Genomic DNA, 16,943 nt, shown 5'->3' with positions numbered 1-16,943 from the left:
CAGGCGGCCTGTTTATTTGAACCATGCAATCCGGTATCGCCTACGCCACTCTGGCTTATGTTTCGTGGGGCTTGTTCCCGCTGTTTTTTCGCCAGCTGGCGGCGGTGTCGGCGCTGGAGGTGATTGCGCACCGCACGCTGTGGTGCCTGGTGTTTCTGCTGGGGGTGCTGCTGGTGCGGCGCCAGCTGTCCTGGGTGGCGGCGCTGCGGCGTCAGCCGCGTGTGCTGGCGGTGTTCGTGGCCTCGGCCTTGCTGCTGGGGGTCAATTGGCTGACTTACATCTGGGCCATCAACAACGGCCATGTGCTCGACTCCAGCCTGGGTTACTTCATGCTGCCGCTGGTGAGCGTGGGGCTGGGCTTTGTCTTTCTGCGCGAGCGTCCGCGCCCAGGGCAGTGGCTGGCGGTGGCGCTGGCGGCAGCCGGCGTGCTGTGGCTGACCTGGCAGGCCGGGCGTCCGCCCTGGATTGCCCTGGTGCTGGCCGTCACGTTTGGTTTTTATGGCCTGCTGCGCAAGACAGCGACGCTGGGTGCCCTCGAAGGGCTGTCGCTGGAGACAGCCGTGCTCGCGCCACTGGCGCTGGCGTATCTGGCCTGGACAGGCTGGCAGGGGCAGGCGGCCTGGGTACAGGCCGATGCCGGGCTGCGGGCCTGGATGCTGTTGGCTGGGCCGATCACCGCCATTCCTTTGTTGCTGTTTGCGGCGGGGGCGCGGCGCATTCCGCTCGCCACCATGGGGTTGTTGCAATACATCTCGCCCTCGCTGCAGTTTGCGCTGGGCGTGTGGCTGTTTGGCGAGGCGGTGCAGCCGGCGCGCCTGCTGGGTTTTGCCTGTATCTGGGGCGCGCTGGTGCTCTACAGCCTTGAAGGGTTGTGGCAGCGCCGACTTTAGGCTTTAGTTTGGGAGCAGCGGCCAGAGGTAGATCAGGGCGGTGGTCATCACCAGGTAGCGCAGGAATTTTCCCACTGCCATGTAGGCCATGCAGGGCCAGAACGGCAGGCGCAGCCAGCCGGCGACGGCGCACAGCGGGTCGCCGACGATGGGCAGCCAGCTGAGCAGGCAGGCGCGGGCGCCGAAGCGGCGCAGCCAGGTGAGGGCGCGCAGCTCGGTCGGGTGGCCTGCGGCGCGATCGACCATCCGGTGCGTGCCCAGGCCCAGCCACCAGGAAATTCCACCACCGAGCGTGTTGCCCGCAGTGGCGACGAAAATGGCGGGCCAGAACAGCCCGGGGTTGAGCTGCAGCAGCCCAAACAGCGCCGGCTCCGAGCCCAGCGGCAGCAGCGTGGCCGAGACCAGGGCGACGACGAACAGCGTGCCCAGCCCCCATTGCGGCAGGGCCAGCAGGCTGAGCAGCGATTGCATCCAGATTTCCATGGCGCGCGCAGTGTAGGCGCGTTTTCTGTTGCTGAAAAATTAAGCAGGTACAATCGCCCCCTCCCCGCCTTCCCCGCCCGCCCCCCTCGCTCGCATGTCTGCCCTGTTCATTGGCCAATACCCATTGGCGAATCGTCTATTTGTTGCGCCCATGGCGGGGGTGACGGACAGACCGTTTCGCCAGCTGTGCAAGCAATTGGGTGCCGGCTATGCGGTCAGCGAGATGGTGACGTCGCGCAAGGATTTGTGGGCCAGCCTCAAGACCAGCCGCCGCGCCAACCATGACGGCGAGAGTGGCCCGATTGCCGTGCAAATTGCCGGCACCGACGCCGCCATGATGGCCGAGGCGGCGGTGTACAACGCCGAGCGCGGCGCGCAGATCATCGACATCAACATGGGCTGCCCGGCCAAGAAGGTGTGCAACAAGTGGGCCGGCTCCGCCCTGATGCAAAACGAGGCCCTGGCGGTGGAGATTGCCGCCGCCGTGGTCGCCGCCTGCGCGCCGCTGGCTGTGCCCGTCACGCTCAAGATGCGCACCGGCTGGTGCGCAGCGCACAAGAACGCCGTGGCCCTGGCGCGCCGTTTTGAGGATGTGGGCGTGCAGATGCTCACCGTTCACGGCCGCACGCGCGAGCAAGGCTACCGGGGGGCGGCCGAGTACGACACCATCGCCGCCGTCAAGGCCGCCGTGCGCGTGCCGGTGGTGGCCAATGGCGACATCACCAGCCCTGAAAAAGCCCGCGCCGTGCTCGCCGCCACCGGTGCCGACGCAGTCATGGTGGGCCGCGCCGCCCAGGGCCGGCCCTGGATTTTTCGTGACATCGCGCATTACCTGGAGACGGGCGAGCACCTCGCCCCCCCGCTGGTGGCCGAGGTGCAGCGCCTGCTGCTGGCGCACCTGCAAGACCATTACCAGCTCTACGGCGAAGCCGCCGGCGTGCGCAGCGCGCGCAAGCACATCGCCTGGTACGTGCGCCAGCTGCCCGGGGGCGAGGGTTTGCGCCAACACATCAACCGCATCGACGACAGCGCCGCCCAGTGGCAGGCCGTGCACGACTACTTTGCCGACCTGGCAACGCGCATGGACCGCCTGCCGTACCTGGCCGACGCCGCCCCGATCGCAGCCGAAGAAGGAATTTGCGCATGAGCGCCCAACCCATCAACGTTGAAGACTGCGTGCGCCAAAGCCTGCAGCGCTACTTTGCCGACCTCGACGGCGAAACCCCCGATGGCATGTACGACATGCTGGTGCGCCTGGTGGAAAAACCGCTGCTCGAAGTGGTGATGCAGCAGGCCGAGAACAACCAGTCGCGCGCCGCCGAGTGGCTGGGGCTCAACCGCAACACGCTGCGCAAGAAGCTGCAGCAGCACGAAATGCTATGATTTTTATAGCTGCTTGCGCTTGCTAGATAAGCGCTAGAGCCCGATTTAATCTAAAACCAGGAAACACCCATGGCCCTGACCGCACTGCTCTCTGTATCCGACAAAACCGGCATCGTCGAATTTGCCAGCGCCCTGCACCAGCTGGGCGTGCGCCTGCTCTCCACCGGTGGCACGGCCAAGCTGCTGGCCGACAGCGGCCTGCCCGTGACCGAGGTGGCCGAGGTGACGCAGTTCCCCGAAATGCTCGATGGCCGCGTCAAGACCCTGCACCCCAAGGTGCACGGCGGCCTGCTGGCGCGGCGCGACCTGCCGGCGCACATGGCGGCATTGAAGGAACACGGCATAGCCACCATCGACCTGCTGGTCGTGAACCTCTACCCCTTCGAGGCCACGGTCGCCAAGCCCGGCTGCACGCTGGCCGACGCGATTGAGAACATCGACATCGGCGGCCCCGCCATGGTGCGCAGCGCCGCCAAGAACTGGAAGGATGTGGGCGTGCTCACCAGCGCCGACCAGTACGAAGCCGTGCTGGCAGAACTCAAGGCCCAAGGCAAACTCTCCGACAAGCTGCGCTTTGCGCTGTCGGTGGCGGCGTTCAACCGCATTGCGCAGTACGACGGCGCCATCAGCGACTACCTGTCCTCGGTCAACTTCGAGGCCGAGAAGCTGTCCGAAACCTATGTGCCCGAGCGCAGCCAGTTCCCCGGCCAGAGCAACGGCCACTTCATCAAAGTGCAAGACCTGCGCTACGGCGAGAACAGCCACCAAAGCGCCGCCTGGTACCGCGATCTGCACCCCGCGCCTGGCTCGCTGGCCCTGGGCGTGCAACTCCAGGGCAAAGAGCTGTCGTACAACAACATCGCCGACGCCGATGCCGCCTGGGAATGCGTCAAGAGCTTCAAGCTGCCCGCCTGCGTCATCGTCAAGCACGCCAACCCCTGCGGCGTGGCCGTGGGCGCGAGCGCGCTCGAAGCCTACGGCAAGGCGTTCCAGACCGACCCGACCAGCGCCTTCGGCGGCATCATTGCCCTCAACCGCACGGTCGATGGCGCGGCGGCGCAGAAAATTTCGCAGCAGTTCGTCGAGGTGCTGATGGCCCCCGACTTCACGCCCGAGGCGCTCGAAGTGTTCAAGGCCAAGGCCAATGTGCGCCTGATGAAAATCGCCCTGCCGGCAGGCGGCGACACGCCCTGGAAGCAAGGCCGCAACGCCATCGACGCCAAGCGCGTGGGCTCGGGCCTGCTCTTGCAGACGGCGGACAACCACGAGCTGCAGCTGCCCGACGTGAAGGTGGTGACCATCAAGCAGCCCACGCAGGAAGAAATACAGGACTTGCTGTTTGCCTGGAAGGTGGCCAAGTACGTCAAGAGCAACGCCATCGTCTTCTGCAAGGGCGGCATGACCATGGGCGTGGGTGCGGGCCAGATGAGTCGCCTGGATTCGGCGCGCATCGCCAGCATCAAGGCCCAGGCAGCGGGCCTGTCGCTGCAGAACACCGTGGTGGCGAGCGACGCCTTCTTCCCCTTCCGCGACGGCCTCGATGTGGTGGTCGATGCGGGCGCCACCTGCGTCGCCCAGCCCGGCGGCTCCATGCGTGACCAGGAGGTGATTGACGCCGCCAACGAACGCGGCGTCGCCATGGTGTTCACGGGCGTGCGCCACTTCCGGCATTGAGCTGACCGCAGCGCACAACGCACAACGAAAAGGCCCGTGAGGGCCTTTTTTGTGGGTCAAAAGCGACGCAAAGCCTTGTGGGGCAAGCGTGAGCAGCTCTTATTTTGTGAGCGTTTGCAACACTTGTTCCGCCGCTGCCACGGTGGCGGCCACGTCTTCTTCGGTGTGCGCGGCGCTGACGAAGCAGGCTTCGTACAGCGCCGGTGCGGTGTACACGCCAGCGTCGAGCAGGCCGTGGAACAGGCGGTTAAAGCGCGCGCCGTCGGTGCCCAGCACCGTGGGGTAGTTCTGCGGCAGCGCGGGCAGCAGGAAGAAGCCGAACATGCCGCCTTCGCTGTCGGTGCAGAAATCCACCCCCGCCGCCCGCGCCGCTGCCGTCAGGCCGCTGGTGAGCTGGCGCGTGCGCGTGGCCAGTTGGTCGTAAAAGCCGGGCTTGGAGATTTCGGCCAGCGTTGCCAGGCCGCAGGCCGTGGCCACCGGGTTGCCGCTGAGTGTGCCGGCCTGGTACACCGGGCCCAGGGGCGCGAGCTGCTCCATCAGGTCGCGCCGACCGCCAAAGGCCGCCAGCGGCATCCCGCCGCCAATGACCTTGCCCAGCACTGTGAGGTCGGGCTTAAAGCCGGGAATTTGCTGCGCGTAAATGCTTTGCGCACCACCCAGGGCGACGCGAAAGCCCGTCATGACCTCGTCGATGACCAAGAGCGCGCCATGCTGCGTGCACAGCTCGCGCGCGCGGCGCATGAAGGGGGTGCTGGCGCGCACAAAGTTCATGTTGCCGGCGATCGGCTCCATGATGACGCAGGCGACTTCCTTGCCGTGCAGCGCAAACGCTTCTTCGAGCTGCGCCACGTCGTTGTATTCGAGCACCAGCGTGTGCTGCACCACCTCGGGCGGCACGCCGGCGCTGGTGGCGTGGCCAAAGGTGGCCAGGCCCGAGCCGGCCTTGACCAGGAGCGAATCGGCATGGCCGTGGTAGCAGCCGTTGAACTTGATGATCTTGCTGCGCCCGGTGGCGCCGCGCGCCAGGCGGATGGCGCTCATGCCGGCTTCGGTGCCCGAGCTGACCAGGCGGATCATTTCGATCGAGGGCACCAGGCGCACGATGGCTTCGGCCAGCTCAACTTCGCGTTCGGTCGGGGCACCGAATGAAAAGCCATCGACGGCGGCCTTTTGCACCGCTTCGAGCACGGCGGGATGGCCGTGGCCGAGGATCATCGGCCCCCAGGAGCCGATGTAGTCGGTGTAGCGCTTGCCGTTGGCATCCCAGATGTAGGCGCCTTGCGCGCGCGTGATGAAGCGCGGCGTGCCGCCGACGGCGCGAAAGGCGCGCACGGGCGAGTTCACGCCACCGGGGATCAGCGCCTTGGCGCGCTCGAACAGGGCTTGGTTGCGGTCGGTGGAATGTGTCATGGGGGTGGCTATTCAAAGGCCCGCAAGGGGCTGCGTGGCTTCAAAAGAGGGGTGGTCGTCGGGGCTGTTGTCGTCGTCGGTCAGGGCCCAGAACATGCGGTTGGGCAGGCTCTGGCCCATGCCGGGGGCAAAGCCCTGGCCCAGGCTGCGTTCGAGGTAGCCCAGGGCTTCGCGGGCGGCAGCGTCGAGGTCATGGCCGCTGGCCAGCAGGGCCGCCAATGTGGCCGCCAAGGTATCGCCCGCGCCGCCAAAGCGGCTTTCCAGGCGGGTGGTGTTGGCGCTGTAGAGCAGACCCTGGGGGCTGCACAGTTGGTTGCCCAGCTGCTGCGCCGCCACTGGAATGCCGCTGACCAGTACGCAGGGCGCGCCCTGTGCTGCCGCTGCCTGGGCCAGTTCGCGCGCTGTGGGCGGGCGGCTGCTGGCGCGCTCGGGCAGCAGCCAGCGCCAGAGCGCGCCGTGGCTGCCCACGAGCACGCTGGTTTGCGGCAGCAGCAGCTCGGCAAAGGCTTGCAGGTAGGGCTCGATCTCGTCCTCGTGCCACCATGACAGCGGCGGCATGTAGGCGACCAGCGGCAGCTCGGGATAGTCGGCGGCGACGTGGGCAATCATGCCCAGGTTGGCGGCGCTGCCGGCAAAGCCGACTTTGATGGCCTGCACCGGCATGTCTTCGAGCACGCTGCGCGCTTGTTCGGCCACGGCGTCTTCGGACAGGGTGAAATGGGCGTGGATGTCGCTGGTGTCGCGGGCGTAGGCGCCTGTGAGTACCGTCAGGGGGTGGCAGCCGACGGAGATCACGCTGGTCACGTCGGCCGTCAAGCCGCCAGCGCCGCTGGGGTCGTTGGCGTTGAACAGCAAAACGCAAGGCGGTGCGGGGCTTAGCAGATGGGGCTGAGATGAGGAAGAGGGGGGTGTCATGTGGGCGACAAAAGGTGGCGCCGAAGCCGCAGCCCGGGTTTTCCACTAACCACTACAATCGTTGCATTCTATGTGAGCCCCCATTAAGCTGTGGCGGATCCTGTATCGGGAGACGCTGCCGGGGTGCTGAGACAGGGTGCCGGGTCATGCCTAGCACCCTTTTTGTTTTGTTCCTGGCAGGGATGTGCCTGCGCTCGCCTGTTACCTTTGCTCGTGTAAAGCACAGGATAATTTCCGCTTTTGGGAAGCCGGGCGCCGATGCTTGTGTGCTTTGTGTGTATTTTCTCTATCAGGAGCCCTCAGAATTGTCTACAACCGGCGCTTCCGTCAAGGTTCTCGTGGTGGATGACAGCAATACCATCCGTCGCAGTGCCGAGATTTTTCTCAAGCAGGGTGGTCACGAGGTCATGCTGGCCGACGATGGCTTTGATGCCCTGGCCAAGATCAATGACTATCAGCCCCAGCTGATCTTCTGCGACATCCTCATGCCCAAGCTCGATGGCTACCAGACCTGCGCCATCATCAAGCGCAATGCGCGCTTCGCCAATACGCCTGTGGTCATGCTCTCGTCCAAAGACGGGGTGTTCGACAAGGCACGTGGCCGCATGGTCGGCTGCCAAGAGTATTTGACCAAACCGTTTACCAAAGACCAGCTGCTGCAAGCCGTGCAGCAGTTTGGCAACCCCCATAAGGAGTGAAAGTAATGCCCATTCAGAAAGTCCTGGTCGTCGATGATTCCAAGACCGAACTGATGTTCCTGACCGACCTGCTGCAGAAAAAAGGCTATCAGGTGCGCACGGCCGAAAACGCCGACGAAGCCTTCCGCCGCCTGGCCGAAGAAAAGCCCGACTTGATTCTGATGGATGTCGTCATGCCGGGCCAAAACGGTTTCCAGCTCACCCGCGCCATCACCCGTGACCCGCTGTACGCTGACGTGCCAATCATCATGTGCACCAGCAAGAACCAGGAAACGGATCGTGTCTGGGGTATGCGCCAAGGCGCTCGCGGCTACATCACCAAGCCGGTCGATGCCGCAGAGCTGCAGGCCAAGATCGACGCGCTGAACTAAAGCCATAGCGCATCGTCCATGGCCAATCGCGAAGCACTCCGAGAACTGCAAACCCGTCTGGCCGGCCGCTTGCAAGCGGCGGGCGAGGGCGTTTCCGTGTCTTCCTGGCTGGCGGTCGAGGCCGCCGGTCAACGCTACCTGATGCCCCTGGGGCAGTCGGGCGAAATTTTTGCTTGGCCCGGTGTACAGACCGTGCCCTATACCCAACCGTGGTTTTTGGGTGTGGCCAACCTGCGAGGCACCTTGGTGGGTGTGGTCGATCTGGCCACCCTGCTGGGGCAGGCGGCCGTGCGCACCGAGCAGGCGTTGGGCGAAACCAGCCTGGTGGCATTCAATGTCGCACTGGAAGTCAACGCTGCCCTGCTGGTCGATCGTCTGCTGGGCCTGCGTGGCCTCGATGCTTTTGCCGCCTCCGAGCCGGCTTCGGCGCAGGCACCAGCCTACTTCGGTACCACTTATATCGACAGCCAAGGCCAGCGCTGGCAAGAGCTGAATTTACAAACCCTCTCCCAGCACCCTGCCTTCTTGGGCATTGGTGCTTGAGTTTTTTTCTGTGCAAGGCAGAGAACCATGTCTTTTTCAATTGGAAAACTGTTCAATCGCAAGCCGGCGGCACCTGCTGGCGCAGAGGGCGTTGACCCTCTGGCCGCTGCCATGGTGCTGGACAACTCCCCCTTGCGTGAGGCCTACCAGGCCGACGCTATGAACAGCGTGCAGGGTGATACCGACCTGTCGGTGCAAGGCGATGCGCTGGTGACCGACGAAGACCTGGTGACCCTGCCGGTTCTGGGAAGTGCTACAGCGGCACAGCACCAGCGGCGTCTGTTTGCATTGACGGGTGTTGGTGCTGTGGTGCTGGCCCTGATCGCCGGCTGGGCATTGCAGCAGGCCGAACGTTCGGGCTTGCAGCTGACCGCCACGGGTCAGGCCTTGATGCAGTCGCAGCGTCTGGCCAAATCCGTGTCGCAGGCCCTGGTGGGTAGCCCTCAGGCATTCCCTGAGGTGTCGGACAGCTCTGGCGTGTTGGCGCGCAACGTGCGCGCCCTCACTGGTGGTGATAGCGAGCAGGGCGTGCAGGCTCTGGGCGAGTCGTTCAAGACGGATCTGGAAAGCATCAACCCTCTGGTCGAGCGCGCTGAGCGCAACGCTGGTGTGGTCATGGGCCAGCAGAAAATCCTGACCCAGGTGGGCGACGCTCTGCGCACCATCAACCGCCAATCGGCCGACTTGCTCGAAATCGCCGAGACCGTCTCCTCGCTCAAGCTGCAGCAAAATGCGCCAGCGGCGGAAATTTCTGCTGCAGGTCAGCTGGTGATGTTGACCCAGCGTATCGGTAAATCGGCCAACGAATTCCAGACCACCGAAGGCGTGAGCCCGGAAGCCGTGTTCTTGCTTGGTAAGGACTTGAACTCATTCAAGGAAGTGGCGCAGGGCCTGCTCGACGGCAGCGCCGAACTGCACCTGGGCATGGCCAAGGACACGCAAACGCGTGAACAACTCGAAGCGCTGATCCAGCTCTACGAACAGACCCGCACCCAGGCCAGCGCCATTCTGGGCAACCTGCAGGGCTTGGTGTCCGCGCGTGAGGCCCAAACGGCCATCATTGCTGACAGTGAACCGCTGCGCCGCCAACTCGAAGACTTGCAAACCAAACTCTCGGCCCGTTCCGGTATGGGGGCGGGTCAGATTGCCGCGCTGGTGCTCGCCGGTATCTTCGTGCTGCTGTGCGGTGTCGGTATCTCGCGCGTGCAGCTGCTCGACAGCCGGGCCCGTCAGGCCAACGCTGAACAACAGCAGCGCGACGCCCGTCGCCAGGAGCAAGAAGCCAAGCGCGTGAACGACGCCAACCAGGCCGCCATTTTGCGTTTGATGAACGAACTGCAGTCCGTCGCTGAAGGTGACTTGACCCAGGAAGCAACCGTGACCGAGGACATCACCGGCGCCATCGCCGACTCGGTGAACTACACGGTGGAAGAACTGCGGTTGCTCGTGGGCAGCGTGCAGAACACGGCCACCCGCGTGGCCCAGACGACCGCTGAGGTGGATAACACATCGACCGAACTGCTGGCCGCCTCGACCGAGCAGCTGCGCGAAATTCGTGAAACTGGCCGCTCCGTTCTCGACATGGCCTCGCGCATTAACGACGTGTCCTCGCAAGCGCAGGAATCGGCTTCGGTGGCGCGCCAATCGCTGCAAGCCGCTGACTCCGGTCTGCAAGCCGTGCAAAACGCCATCGGCGGTATGAACTCCATCCGCGACCAGATTCAGGACACGTCCAAGCGCATCAAGCGCCTGGGTGAATCGTCGCAGGAGATTGGTGAAATCACCGAACTGATTTCCGACATTACCGAACAGACCAACGTGTTGGCCCTGAACGCCGCCATCCAGGCCGCGTCTGCCGGTGAAGCCGGTCGTGGCTTCTCGGTGGTGGCGGAAGAAGTGCAGCGCCTGGCTGAACGCTCTGCCGATGCGACGCGCCAGATCTCGGCGCTGGTGAAAGCCATTCAGACCGACACCCAGGACGCCGTGGCCGCTATGGAGCGCTCGACGCAGGGTGTGGTGGAAGGGGCGCGCCTGTCCGACTCTGCCGGTACCGCACTGACCGAAATCGACCGCGTGTCGCGCCGTCTGGCCGAACTGATTGAGCAGATTTCGTCTTCCACCTCGCGTGAGGCGACGCTGGCCAACGAAGTGGCGGACAACATCCAGCACATTTTTGCTGTGACCGAGCAAACCGGTGAAGGCACACGGACCACGGCCCAGCAGGTGCGCGAACTCTCGCACATGGCCGAGGAACTGCGCCAGTCGGTGTCCCGTTTCAAGATCGCATGACGCGCAGCGCGCGTACCTAACCAACGGATCGGCCACCACAAGCTAGGCCGCTGGGGATACCTTCATGTCATCTATTGATGCAACGAACGCTGCGGGCGCCGATTGGGCGCAGGGCGAACAAGACCTGGGCCCCCTGGCCTGGGTGCTCGATGAACTGCGCAAGTCGCTCGACAGCGCCAACAAAGCCATGCGGCGCTTTGTGCGCGATGCCGAGCAGGCCCGCGAATCGGACTTGGCCGCGCTCGATGCCAGCCCTTTGCGCATGGCGCGCCAGCAGCTGCACCAGGCCAGTGGCGCCCTCGACATGGTCGGCCAGGCCGCGCCCACGCTGGTGCTGCGCGCCATGGAGGCGGCGGTGCAAAAATTCGTGCAGCGCCCCGATCAATGCAGCGAACAGGCGGCTGCCGTCATTGAGCGCGCCAGTTTTGCGCTGATCGAATACCTCGAAAGCGTGCTCACTGGCAAGCAGGCCTCGCCCGTCGCCCTGTTCCCGCAATACCGCGATACCCAGGCGCTGGTTGGCGCCGAGCGTGTGCACCCGGCCGACCTGTGGCCAGCGGAGCGGCGCCTGCGTGAACCTGTGATGGGGATCGAGGCTGCCCCGCTGCCCTACGGCACGGAGGCGCGTGCGCGCCTGGACAGCGCCGTACTGCGCGTTGTCAAGTCGGCCGATCCGGTGGCCGCTGCTGCTTTGCGCGATACCTGCCTGGGGTTTGTTGCAGCGCAACAAGAGCCCGCTGTACGCACTTTCTGGAAGTTGAGTGCGGCCTTTTTTGACGCGGTGGCCGCCCGCCTGCTGCCGCCGGACGTGTACGTCAAGCGCGTGGCCTCGCGTGTGCTGCTGCAGTACGCCACCTACGCCAAGGGCGATCAGGCCCTGCCCGACCGTTTGGTGCAGGATTTGCTGTTCTTCTGCGCCCAAGCGCAGCCGTCGGCAGGCGCCGCCACCGGCCCGTTGCAGGCCGTGCGCGCCGCTTTTCAGCTCGATCGCTTTGCCCCTGTCGATTACGAAACGGCGCGTTTTGGTCGCTTTGATCCGGCACTGCTGGCGCAGGCGCGCAAGCGCATCGCCGCTGCGACAGAAACCTGGTCTGCCCTGGCTGGTGGCGACCGCGTCAAGCTCAAACCTGCGGTCGATCAGTTCAGCTTGGTGTGCGATTCGCTGCTCAAGCTCTTGCCGGGCAGCGACAGCCTGGCGCGTGCCTTGACGCGCACCCTCGACAGCACGGCCCGCTCTGGCGAGCCTCCATCGCCCGCCCTGGCCATGGAGGTGGCGACATCGGTGTTGTACCTGCAGGCCACGTTCGATGACCTTGATGCCAGCGATGCCAATATCGTGGCGCGTTCGAATCGCCTGTCTGAACGTCTGGAGCAGGTGCTCGGTGGTGCCGAGCCTGAGCCGCTTGAGCATTGGATGGAGGAGCTGTACCGCCGTGTCAGCGACCGCCAGACCATGGGCAGCGTCGTCGATGAGCTGCGTGCCACCTTGGCCGATGCGGAAAAATGCATGGACCAGTTCTTCCGCGCGCCCGACGATCTGACTGTACTGGTCACCGTTCCCGGGCAGCTGGCGCAGATGCGCGGCGTGCTCTCGGTGCTCGGGCTAGAGCAGGCGGCCCATGCCGTGGCCCATATGCGTGCCACCGTTGAGCGCCTGGTCGTCAATGAGGTGCCCGAGAGCGACCGCCAGGGCCTGTTTGAAAAGCTCGGCAGCAACCTCGGTGCGCTGGGCTTCTTGATCGACATGTTGGGCTACCAACGTGCCATGGCACGCAAGCTGTTCATCTATGACGAAGAGCAGGGCGAACTGCGCATCCTCATGGGGCGCGCGCGTCCCCGTGTCGGTGAAGAAGCCCCGCAGGCGGCGCCACCGCTCGAAATTCGTGCCGAGTTGCCCTTGCCGGAAGTTATTCCGCGCACCACGGTGCCTACGACTGCCATCGAAGAGCCCCAGGCGCCTGCAGTGGTGCTGGCGGAACCCTCTACACCTGTGCCTGCACCTGCCATGGCAGCACAGGCGCCAGCCCCTGTGCCGACGATCGTCGAGCGCGAAGTGGACGACGAGCTGCTCGACATCTTCCTGGAAGAAGCGCGCGAAGTCGTGCAAACCGGGTTGGCCGCGTTGGATGCACTGGCCCCCGCCCCTGGCGACCTGAGCGAACAAACCACTCTGCGCCGGGCCTTCCACACCCTCAAGGGCAGCTCGCGCATGGTCGGCTTGAACGACTTTGGCGAAGCGGGCTGGGCGCTAGAGCAAATGCTCAACGCCTGGCTGGCCGAGCAAAAGCCCATGCCCGAAGCCATGCAGGCCCTGGCGCGCCAAGCCCTGCAAGGTTTTGGCCAGTGGGCCGAAGCCATTGCCCAAGGCCAGGCCGATGCCTGGCAGGCAGCGCCATTTCGCCAGGCGGCAGACGCCATGCGCCTGCGCGGCGAGACCTTGCCGCTGGATATGCCCACGGCCGCACCGGCTGCAGCACTGGCCGCAGCGCCTGCCAGCGCCGAGGAGACGGCAGCGGTAGAAACCGCTGCGGTGGCTGAGGTGGCACCCCAGCCCGAACCCGAACCCGTGTTCGCCGTTGAGCCCGAGCCTTTGGACTTTGCGCCCACGCAGACGGCGCCCGAGCTGGAGGTTCAAGCGCCCGAGCCCGAGCCTGAGCCGGTGGCTGTCGATATCTTGCTGCCAGAAGATGCGCAGGAGATTGATTTTTCTGTCTTCGCCGCCGAGGCTGCTGCGCCTGCCGAAGTGGCATTGCCCGAGCCCATGCCGGAGGTCGTTGCACCCGTCGAAGCGCCTTTGCTCGATCTGGAGCTGGCGCCTGCGCCGGTGGACGAGGCATCGCTGGCCACGCCAGCCGTTGCCGAGTCGCCTGCGGACCTGCCGCCGGCAGACTGGCCGCAGGATTTTGTTCTGGAAGATGTGCCTGAACTGGCGTTTGATGTTGATACGCCTGCGCAAGCAGCTATTGAATCAATAGCAGAGCCTGAGCCTGAGCTTGAGCCCACACCCATACTCGAACCTGTCGCCGCTGTGGAGCCGGAACTTTTGCCCGAAGTTGCGGACGTGCCCGAACTGCCGGCCCTGGACTTGGCCGAGTTCCTCGATGCGCCCACCGAACTGCCGCAGGCGGAAGAAGCAGGCGAGGAGCAATACAAGCAGATCGGTTCACTGCGCCTGGGCGTTGCGCTGTACAACGTGTACGTGAACGAGGCCGACGAATGGTCGCGCCGTCTTGATGACGTACTCCAGGATTGGGCGCAGCAGCCGCACGAGAGCCTGCCCGATACCGCTGTGGCGTTGGCCCATTCGCTCGCGGGTAGTTCGGCCACGGTGGGCTTTGTTGATCTCTCGGAGCTGGCCCGCCTGTTGGAACACGCGCTGCAGCATGTGCAACTGCAATCGGCTGCCTTGCCCACGCAGGTGCAGACCTTCCTGGCGGCAGCCGAAGAAATTCGCCGCCTGCTGCACCAATTCGCCGCTGGTTTCCTGAAAGCACCGGCGCCGGCACTGCTCGAAGCCCTGGGCGAGATTTTGCACACCGAAATCAGCAGCGGCATGGGCACTTTGGACGCCAACGACGAGGCCCCTGCCTCTCTGCCGGAATTTGAACCGGCGGCTCTTGTATTGCCCGAACTGGCCCCCACGCCAGAGCCAGAGCCAGAGCCTGTCTTGGCGCCGGAACCGGCTCCGCTGGAGTTCGTTGCACCCGAAGAGCCTGAACCTGTCATGCCCACGGTGCCGCAGGTGGCGGCCTCGGTGTCGGAATTCGATTTTGAGCAACAGGTCGATGACGCCATTGCCCAGGCCGTGGCCCATGGCAGCGACTTCGACGATGACATTGACGCCCTCGACGTCATTGACGCCGATCTGTTCCCCATCTTTGAAGAAGAAGCGATCGAGCTGTTCCCCTCCCTGGGCGCTTCGCTGCGCCAGTGGGCCGTGCACCCGCAGGACATGGCGGCACGCAGCCTGGTGCTGCGCGCCTTGCACACGCTCAAGGGCAGCTCGCGCCTGGCCGGTGCCATGCGCCTGGGTGAAATGGCGCACCGTCTGGAAACAGCGGTGGAAAACGTCGGCACCGAAGACCTGAGCACCGACAAGATCGAGCCCTTGCTCGCCGGCCTCGACGGCTTGCAGGCCAGCTTTGAGGTGCTGCGCCACGTCGGCGGCCAAGGTGTGGAAGGTTTGCCGTCAGCACCCGAGGTGCGGCAGTCTGCCGCCACCCTTGTGGCTGCAGCGCCGGCTCCTGGCGTGCCGGCTGCGGCCGCAGCGCCCCTGCGGTTGCCGGCGGCGCCGCTGCCGGTGCCCCAGCGCGCGGCGGCAGGGCACTCGGTGCGCGTGCGTTCGCAGCTGCTCGACCGCCTGGTGAACCAGGCTGGCGAGGTGTTGATCGCCCGTTCGCGCCTGGATGCGCGCATGAAGCAGTTCAAGGGCTCGCTCGATGACTTGTCGAGCAACCTGGAGCGCCTGCGCCAGCAGCTGCGCGACATCGAGCTGCAGGCCGAATCGCAAATGCAGTCGCGCCTGGCCCTGTCCAAAGACCATGCGGCAGGCTTTGACCCGCTGGAGTTCGACCGCTTCACCCGCGTGCAGGAACTCACCCGCATGATGGCCGAGTCGGTCAACGACGTGGCCACCGTGCAGCGTAACCTGCAGCGCTCGCTCGACGGCGCCGAAGACGACCTGATCGCCCAGGGCCGCCAGGCGCGTGACCTGCAGCGCGACTTGCTGCGCACGCGTATGGTGGAGTTCGACGCGATTGCCGAGCGCCTGTATGCCGTGGTGCGCCAGTCGTCCAAGGAGCTGGGCAAGCACATCAAGCTCGACATCGATGGTGGCACCATCGAACTCGACCGGGGCGTGCTCGACCGGATGACGCCGGCGTTCGAGCACCTGCTGCGCAACTGCGTCTCGCACGGCATTGAAATGCCCGAGCAGCGCGTGGCGCAGGGCAAGGTGGCCACGGGCACCATCACCGTGGCGCTGCGCCACGAGGGCAACGACGTGGCGGTGGAGTTCCGCGACGACGGCGCCGGCCTGAACCTGGCGCGCATCCGTGAAAAAGCCATTGCCCAAGGGCTCATCACCGCCGACGCGCAACTGAGCAATGCCGATGCGGCGCAGCTTATCTTCATGCCTGGTTTCTCCACGGCGACCGAGGTCACCGGCCTGTCCGGGCGCGGTATTGGCATGGACGTGGTGCGCTCCGAAGTGAACGCTTTGGGCGGACGCATTGAAACCGAAACCGTCAGCGGCCAGGGCTCGACCTTCCGCATGGTGCTGCCGCTGACCACGGCGGTGACGCAGGTGGTGATGCTGCGCTGTGGCGATCTGGCCATTGGCGTTCCTGCCAACCTGGTGGAAATCGTGCGCCGCACCTCGGTTACCGAGCTGGAGCAGGCCTACCGCAGCGGCGAGTTCCGCGACGGCCAGGGCAGCGTGCCCTTCTTCTGGGCCGGTGCGCTGCTGCAGTCTTCGCCGCGCAGCCTGGAGACGGCGGGCAAGACGCGTCCGGTGGTGATCCTGCGCAGTGCCGCGCAGCGCCTGGCGATGCACGTCGATGAAGTGCTGGGCAACCAGGAAATCGTGGTGAAGAACCTGGGGCCGCAACTGTCGAGCCTGCCAGGCCTGGCCGGGATGTCGGTGCTGGCTTCCGGTGCGGTGGTGCTGGTGTACAACCCAGTGGCTTTGGCTACGGTGTACGGCGATGCCGTGCGCGCCCAGGGCCGCCTGCTGCCTGTGGCGCTGGAGGCCGAGCCGGTCGCCGGTGCCACCCAGCCGCAGCAGCCCGCTTCGGGCAAGCCGGTCGCACCGCAGGTGCCTCTGGTGCTGGTGGTGGACGATTCCATCACCGTGCGCCGTGTGACGCAGCGCCTGCTGCAGCGCGAAGGCTACCGCGTGGCCCTGGCGGCCGATGGCCTGCAGGCGCTCGAACGCCTGCAGGAAGAGCGCCCGACGGTGGTGCTGTCGGACATCGAGATGCCGCGCATGGACGGTTTCGACCTGGCGCGCAACATCCGGGGCGACGCTGCGCTGCACGACCTGCCTATCGTCATGATCACCTCGCGCATCGCTGAAAAGCACCGCGAGCACGCCATGGAGCTGGGGGTGAACCACTACCTGGGCAAGCCTTACTCCGACGAGGAGCTGCTGGGCCTGGTCAAGCACTACGCGGCCAAGGCGGCGGAGCTGGCGCAGGCCTAACGCGGCCTGAACCCTGCCTCCAACCCCGCCCAGAAGGGCCGCCTGCGGGCGGCCCTTCGCGTTTTCCGGGACAGGCCGGGCCGTT

At 65.3% G+C, this 16,943-nt stretch carries 12 protein-coding genes; 9 read left to right on the top strand and 3 right to left on the bottom strand.

The window, feature by feature from the left end; all coding sequences use genetic code 11:
* The first annotated feature begins 23 nt into the window (after nucleotides 1–23).
* Nucleotides 24–890: an EamA family transporter RarD gene (gene rarD, locus G7045_RS11070; RefSeq protein WP_166159690.1), complete on the top strand. Its 867-nt coding sequence runs from the start codon at nucleotides 24–26 to the stop codon at nucleotides 888–890.
* A gap of 3 nt (nucleotides 891–893) precedes the next feature.
* Here rarD and G7045_RS11065 read toward each other — a convergent pair whose 3' ends face one another.
* Nucleotides 894–1,373: a YqaA family protein gene (locus G7045_RS11065; protein WP_166159689.1), complete on the bottom strand. Its 480-nt coding sequence runs from the start codon at nucleotides 1,371–1,373 to the stop codon at nucleotides 894–896.
* Nucleotides 1,374–1,467: 94 nt separating this feature from the next.
* Between G7045_RS11065 and dusB the strand changes: the two genes are divergently transcribed.
* From dusB to purH, 3 genes are all read left to right on the top strand, one after another.
* Nucleotides 1,468–2,520, top strand: a complete 1,053-nt coding sequence (dusB, locus tag G7045_RS11060) for a tRNA dihydrouridine synthase DusB (RefSeq protein WP_166159688.1) — start codon at nucleotides 1,468–1,470, stop codon at nucleotides 2,518–2,520.
* Nucleotides 2,517–2,756 (top strand): Fis family transcriptional regulator, encoded by a 240-nt coding sequence (locus tag G7045_RS11055; RefSeq protein ID WP_166159687.1) that lies wholly within the window; start codon nucleotides 2,517–2,519, stop codon nucleotides 2,754–2,756. Before dusB ends, G7045_RS11055 begins: the two co-directional genes overlap by 4 nt.
* A gap of 69 nt (nucleotides 2,757–2,825) precedes the next feature.
* Nucleotides 2,826–4,430: a bifunctional phosphoribosylaminoimidazolecarboxamide formyltransferase/IMP cyclohydrolase gene (purH, locus tag G7045_RS11050; protein WP_205737188.1), complete on the top strand. Its 1,605-nt coding sequence runs from the start codon at nucleotides 2,826–2,828 to the stop codon at nucleotides 4,428–4,430.
* A gap of 99 nt (nucleotides 4,431–4,529) precedes the next feature.
* Here the strand turns inward: purH and hemL are convergent, their stop codons facing one another.
* Nucleotides 4,530–5,840, bottom strand: a complete 1,311-nt coding sequence (gene hemL, locus G7045_RS11045; protein WP_166159686.1) for a glutamate-1-semialdehyde 2,1-aminomutase — start codon at nucleotides 5,838–5,840, stop codon at nucleotides 4,530–4,532.
* Between the two features lie 12 nt (nucleotides 5,841–5,852).
* Nucleotides 5,853–6,695, bottom strand: coding sequence for a hydroxymethylpyrimidine/phosphomethylpyrimidine kinase (locus G7045_RS11040; RefSeq protein WP_370521630.1), 843 nt, complete (start codon nucleotides 6,693–6,695; stop codon nucleotides 5,853–5,855).
* A gap of 365 nt (nucleotides 6,696–7,060) precedes the next feature.
* On the opposite strand from G7045_RS11040, the gene G7045_RS11035 reads away from it, so the two are divergent.
* The 5 genes from G7045_RS11035 (at nucleotide 7,061) to G7045_RS11015 (ending at nucleotide 16,858) form a co-directional block, all read left to right on the top strand.
* The gene (locus tag G7045_RS11035) at nucleotides 7,061–7,453 is read left to right on the top strand and encodes a PleD family two-component system response regulator (protein WP_166159684.1); all 393 of its coding nucleotides are present in this window, start codon (nucleotides 7,061–7,063) and stop codon (nucleotides 7,451–7,453) included.
* 5 nt (nucleotides 7,454–7,458) lie between these two features.
* Nucleotides 7,459–7,824 carry a PleD family two-component system response regulator gene (locus G7045_RS11030; RefSeq protein ID WP_166159683.1) on the top strand — a complete coding sequence of 122 codons (366 nt, stop codon included), beginning with the start codon at nucleotides 7,459–7,461 and terminating at the stop codon, nucleotides 7,822–7,824.
* 18 nt (nucleotides 7,825–7,842) lie between these two features.
* Complete coding sequence (locus G7045_RS11025) at nucleotides 7,843–8,367, top strand: chemotaxis protein CheW (protein WP_166159682.1); 525 nt, start codon at nucleotides 7,843–7,845, stop codon at nucleotides 8,365–8,367.
* Between the two features lie 27 nt (nucleotides 8,368–8,394).
* The gene (locus tag G7045_RS11020; protein WP_166159681.1) at nucleotides 8,395–10,656 is read left to right on the top strand and encodes a methyl-accepting chemotaxis protein; all 2,262 of its coding nucleotides are present in this window, start codon (nucleotides 8,395–8,397) and stop codon (nucleotides 10,654–10,656) included.
* 64 nt (nucleotides 10,657–10,720) lie between these two features.
* Nucleotides 10,721–16,858 (top strand): Hpt domain-containing protein, encoded by a 6,138-nt coding sequence (locus G7045_RS11015; protein WP_166159680.1) that lies wholly within the window; start codon nucleotides 10,721–10,723, stop codon nucleotides 16,856–16,858.
* Nucleotides 16,859–16,943: the final 85 nt, after the last annotated feature.

This window comes from Acidovorax sp. HDW3, assembly GCF_011303755.1.
Taxonomy (GTDB): Bacteria; Pseudomonadota; Gammaproteobacteria; order Burkholderiales; family Burkholderiaceae_C; genus Paenacidovorax.
Note: the sequence above shows the minus strand (reverse complement) of the source record. Positions and strands in the feature narration are given on the sequence as shown.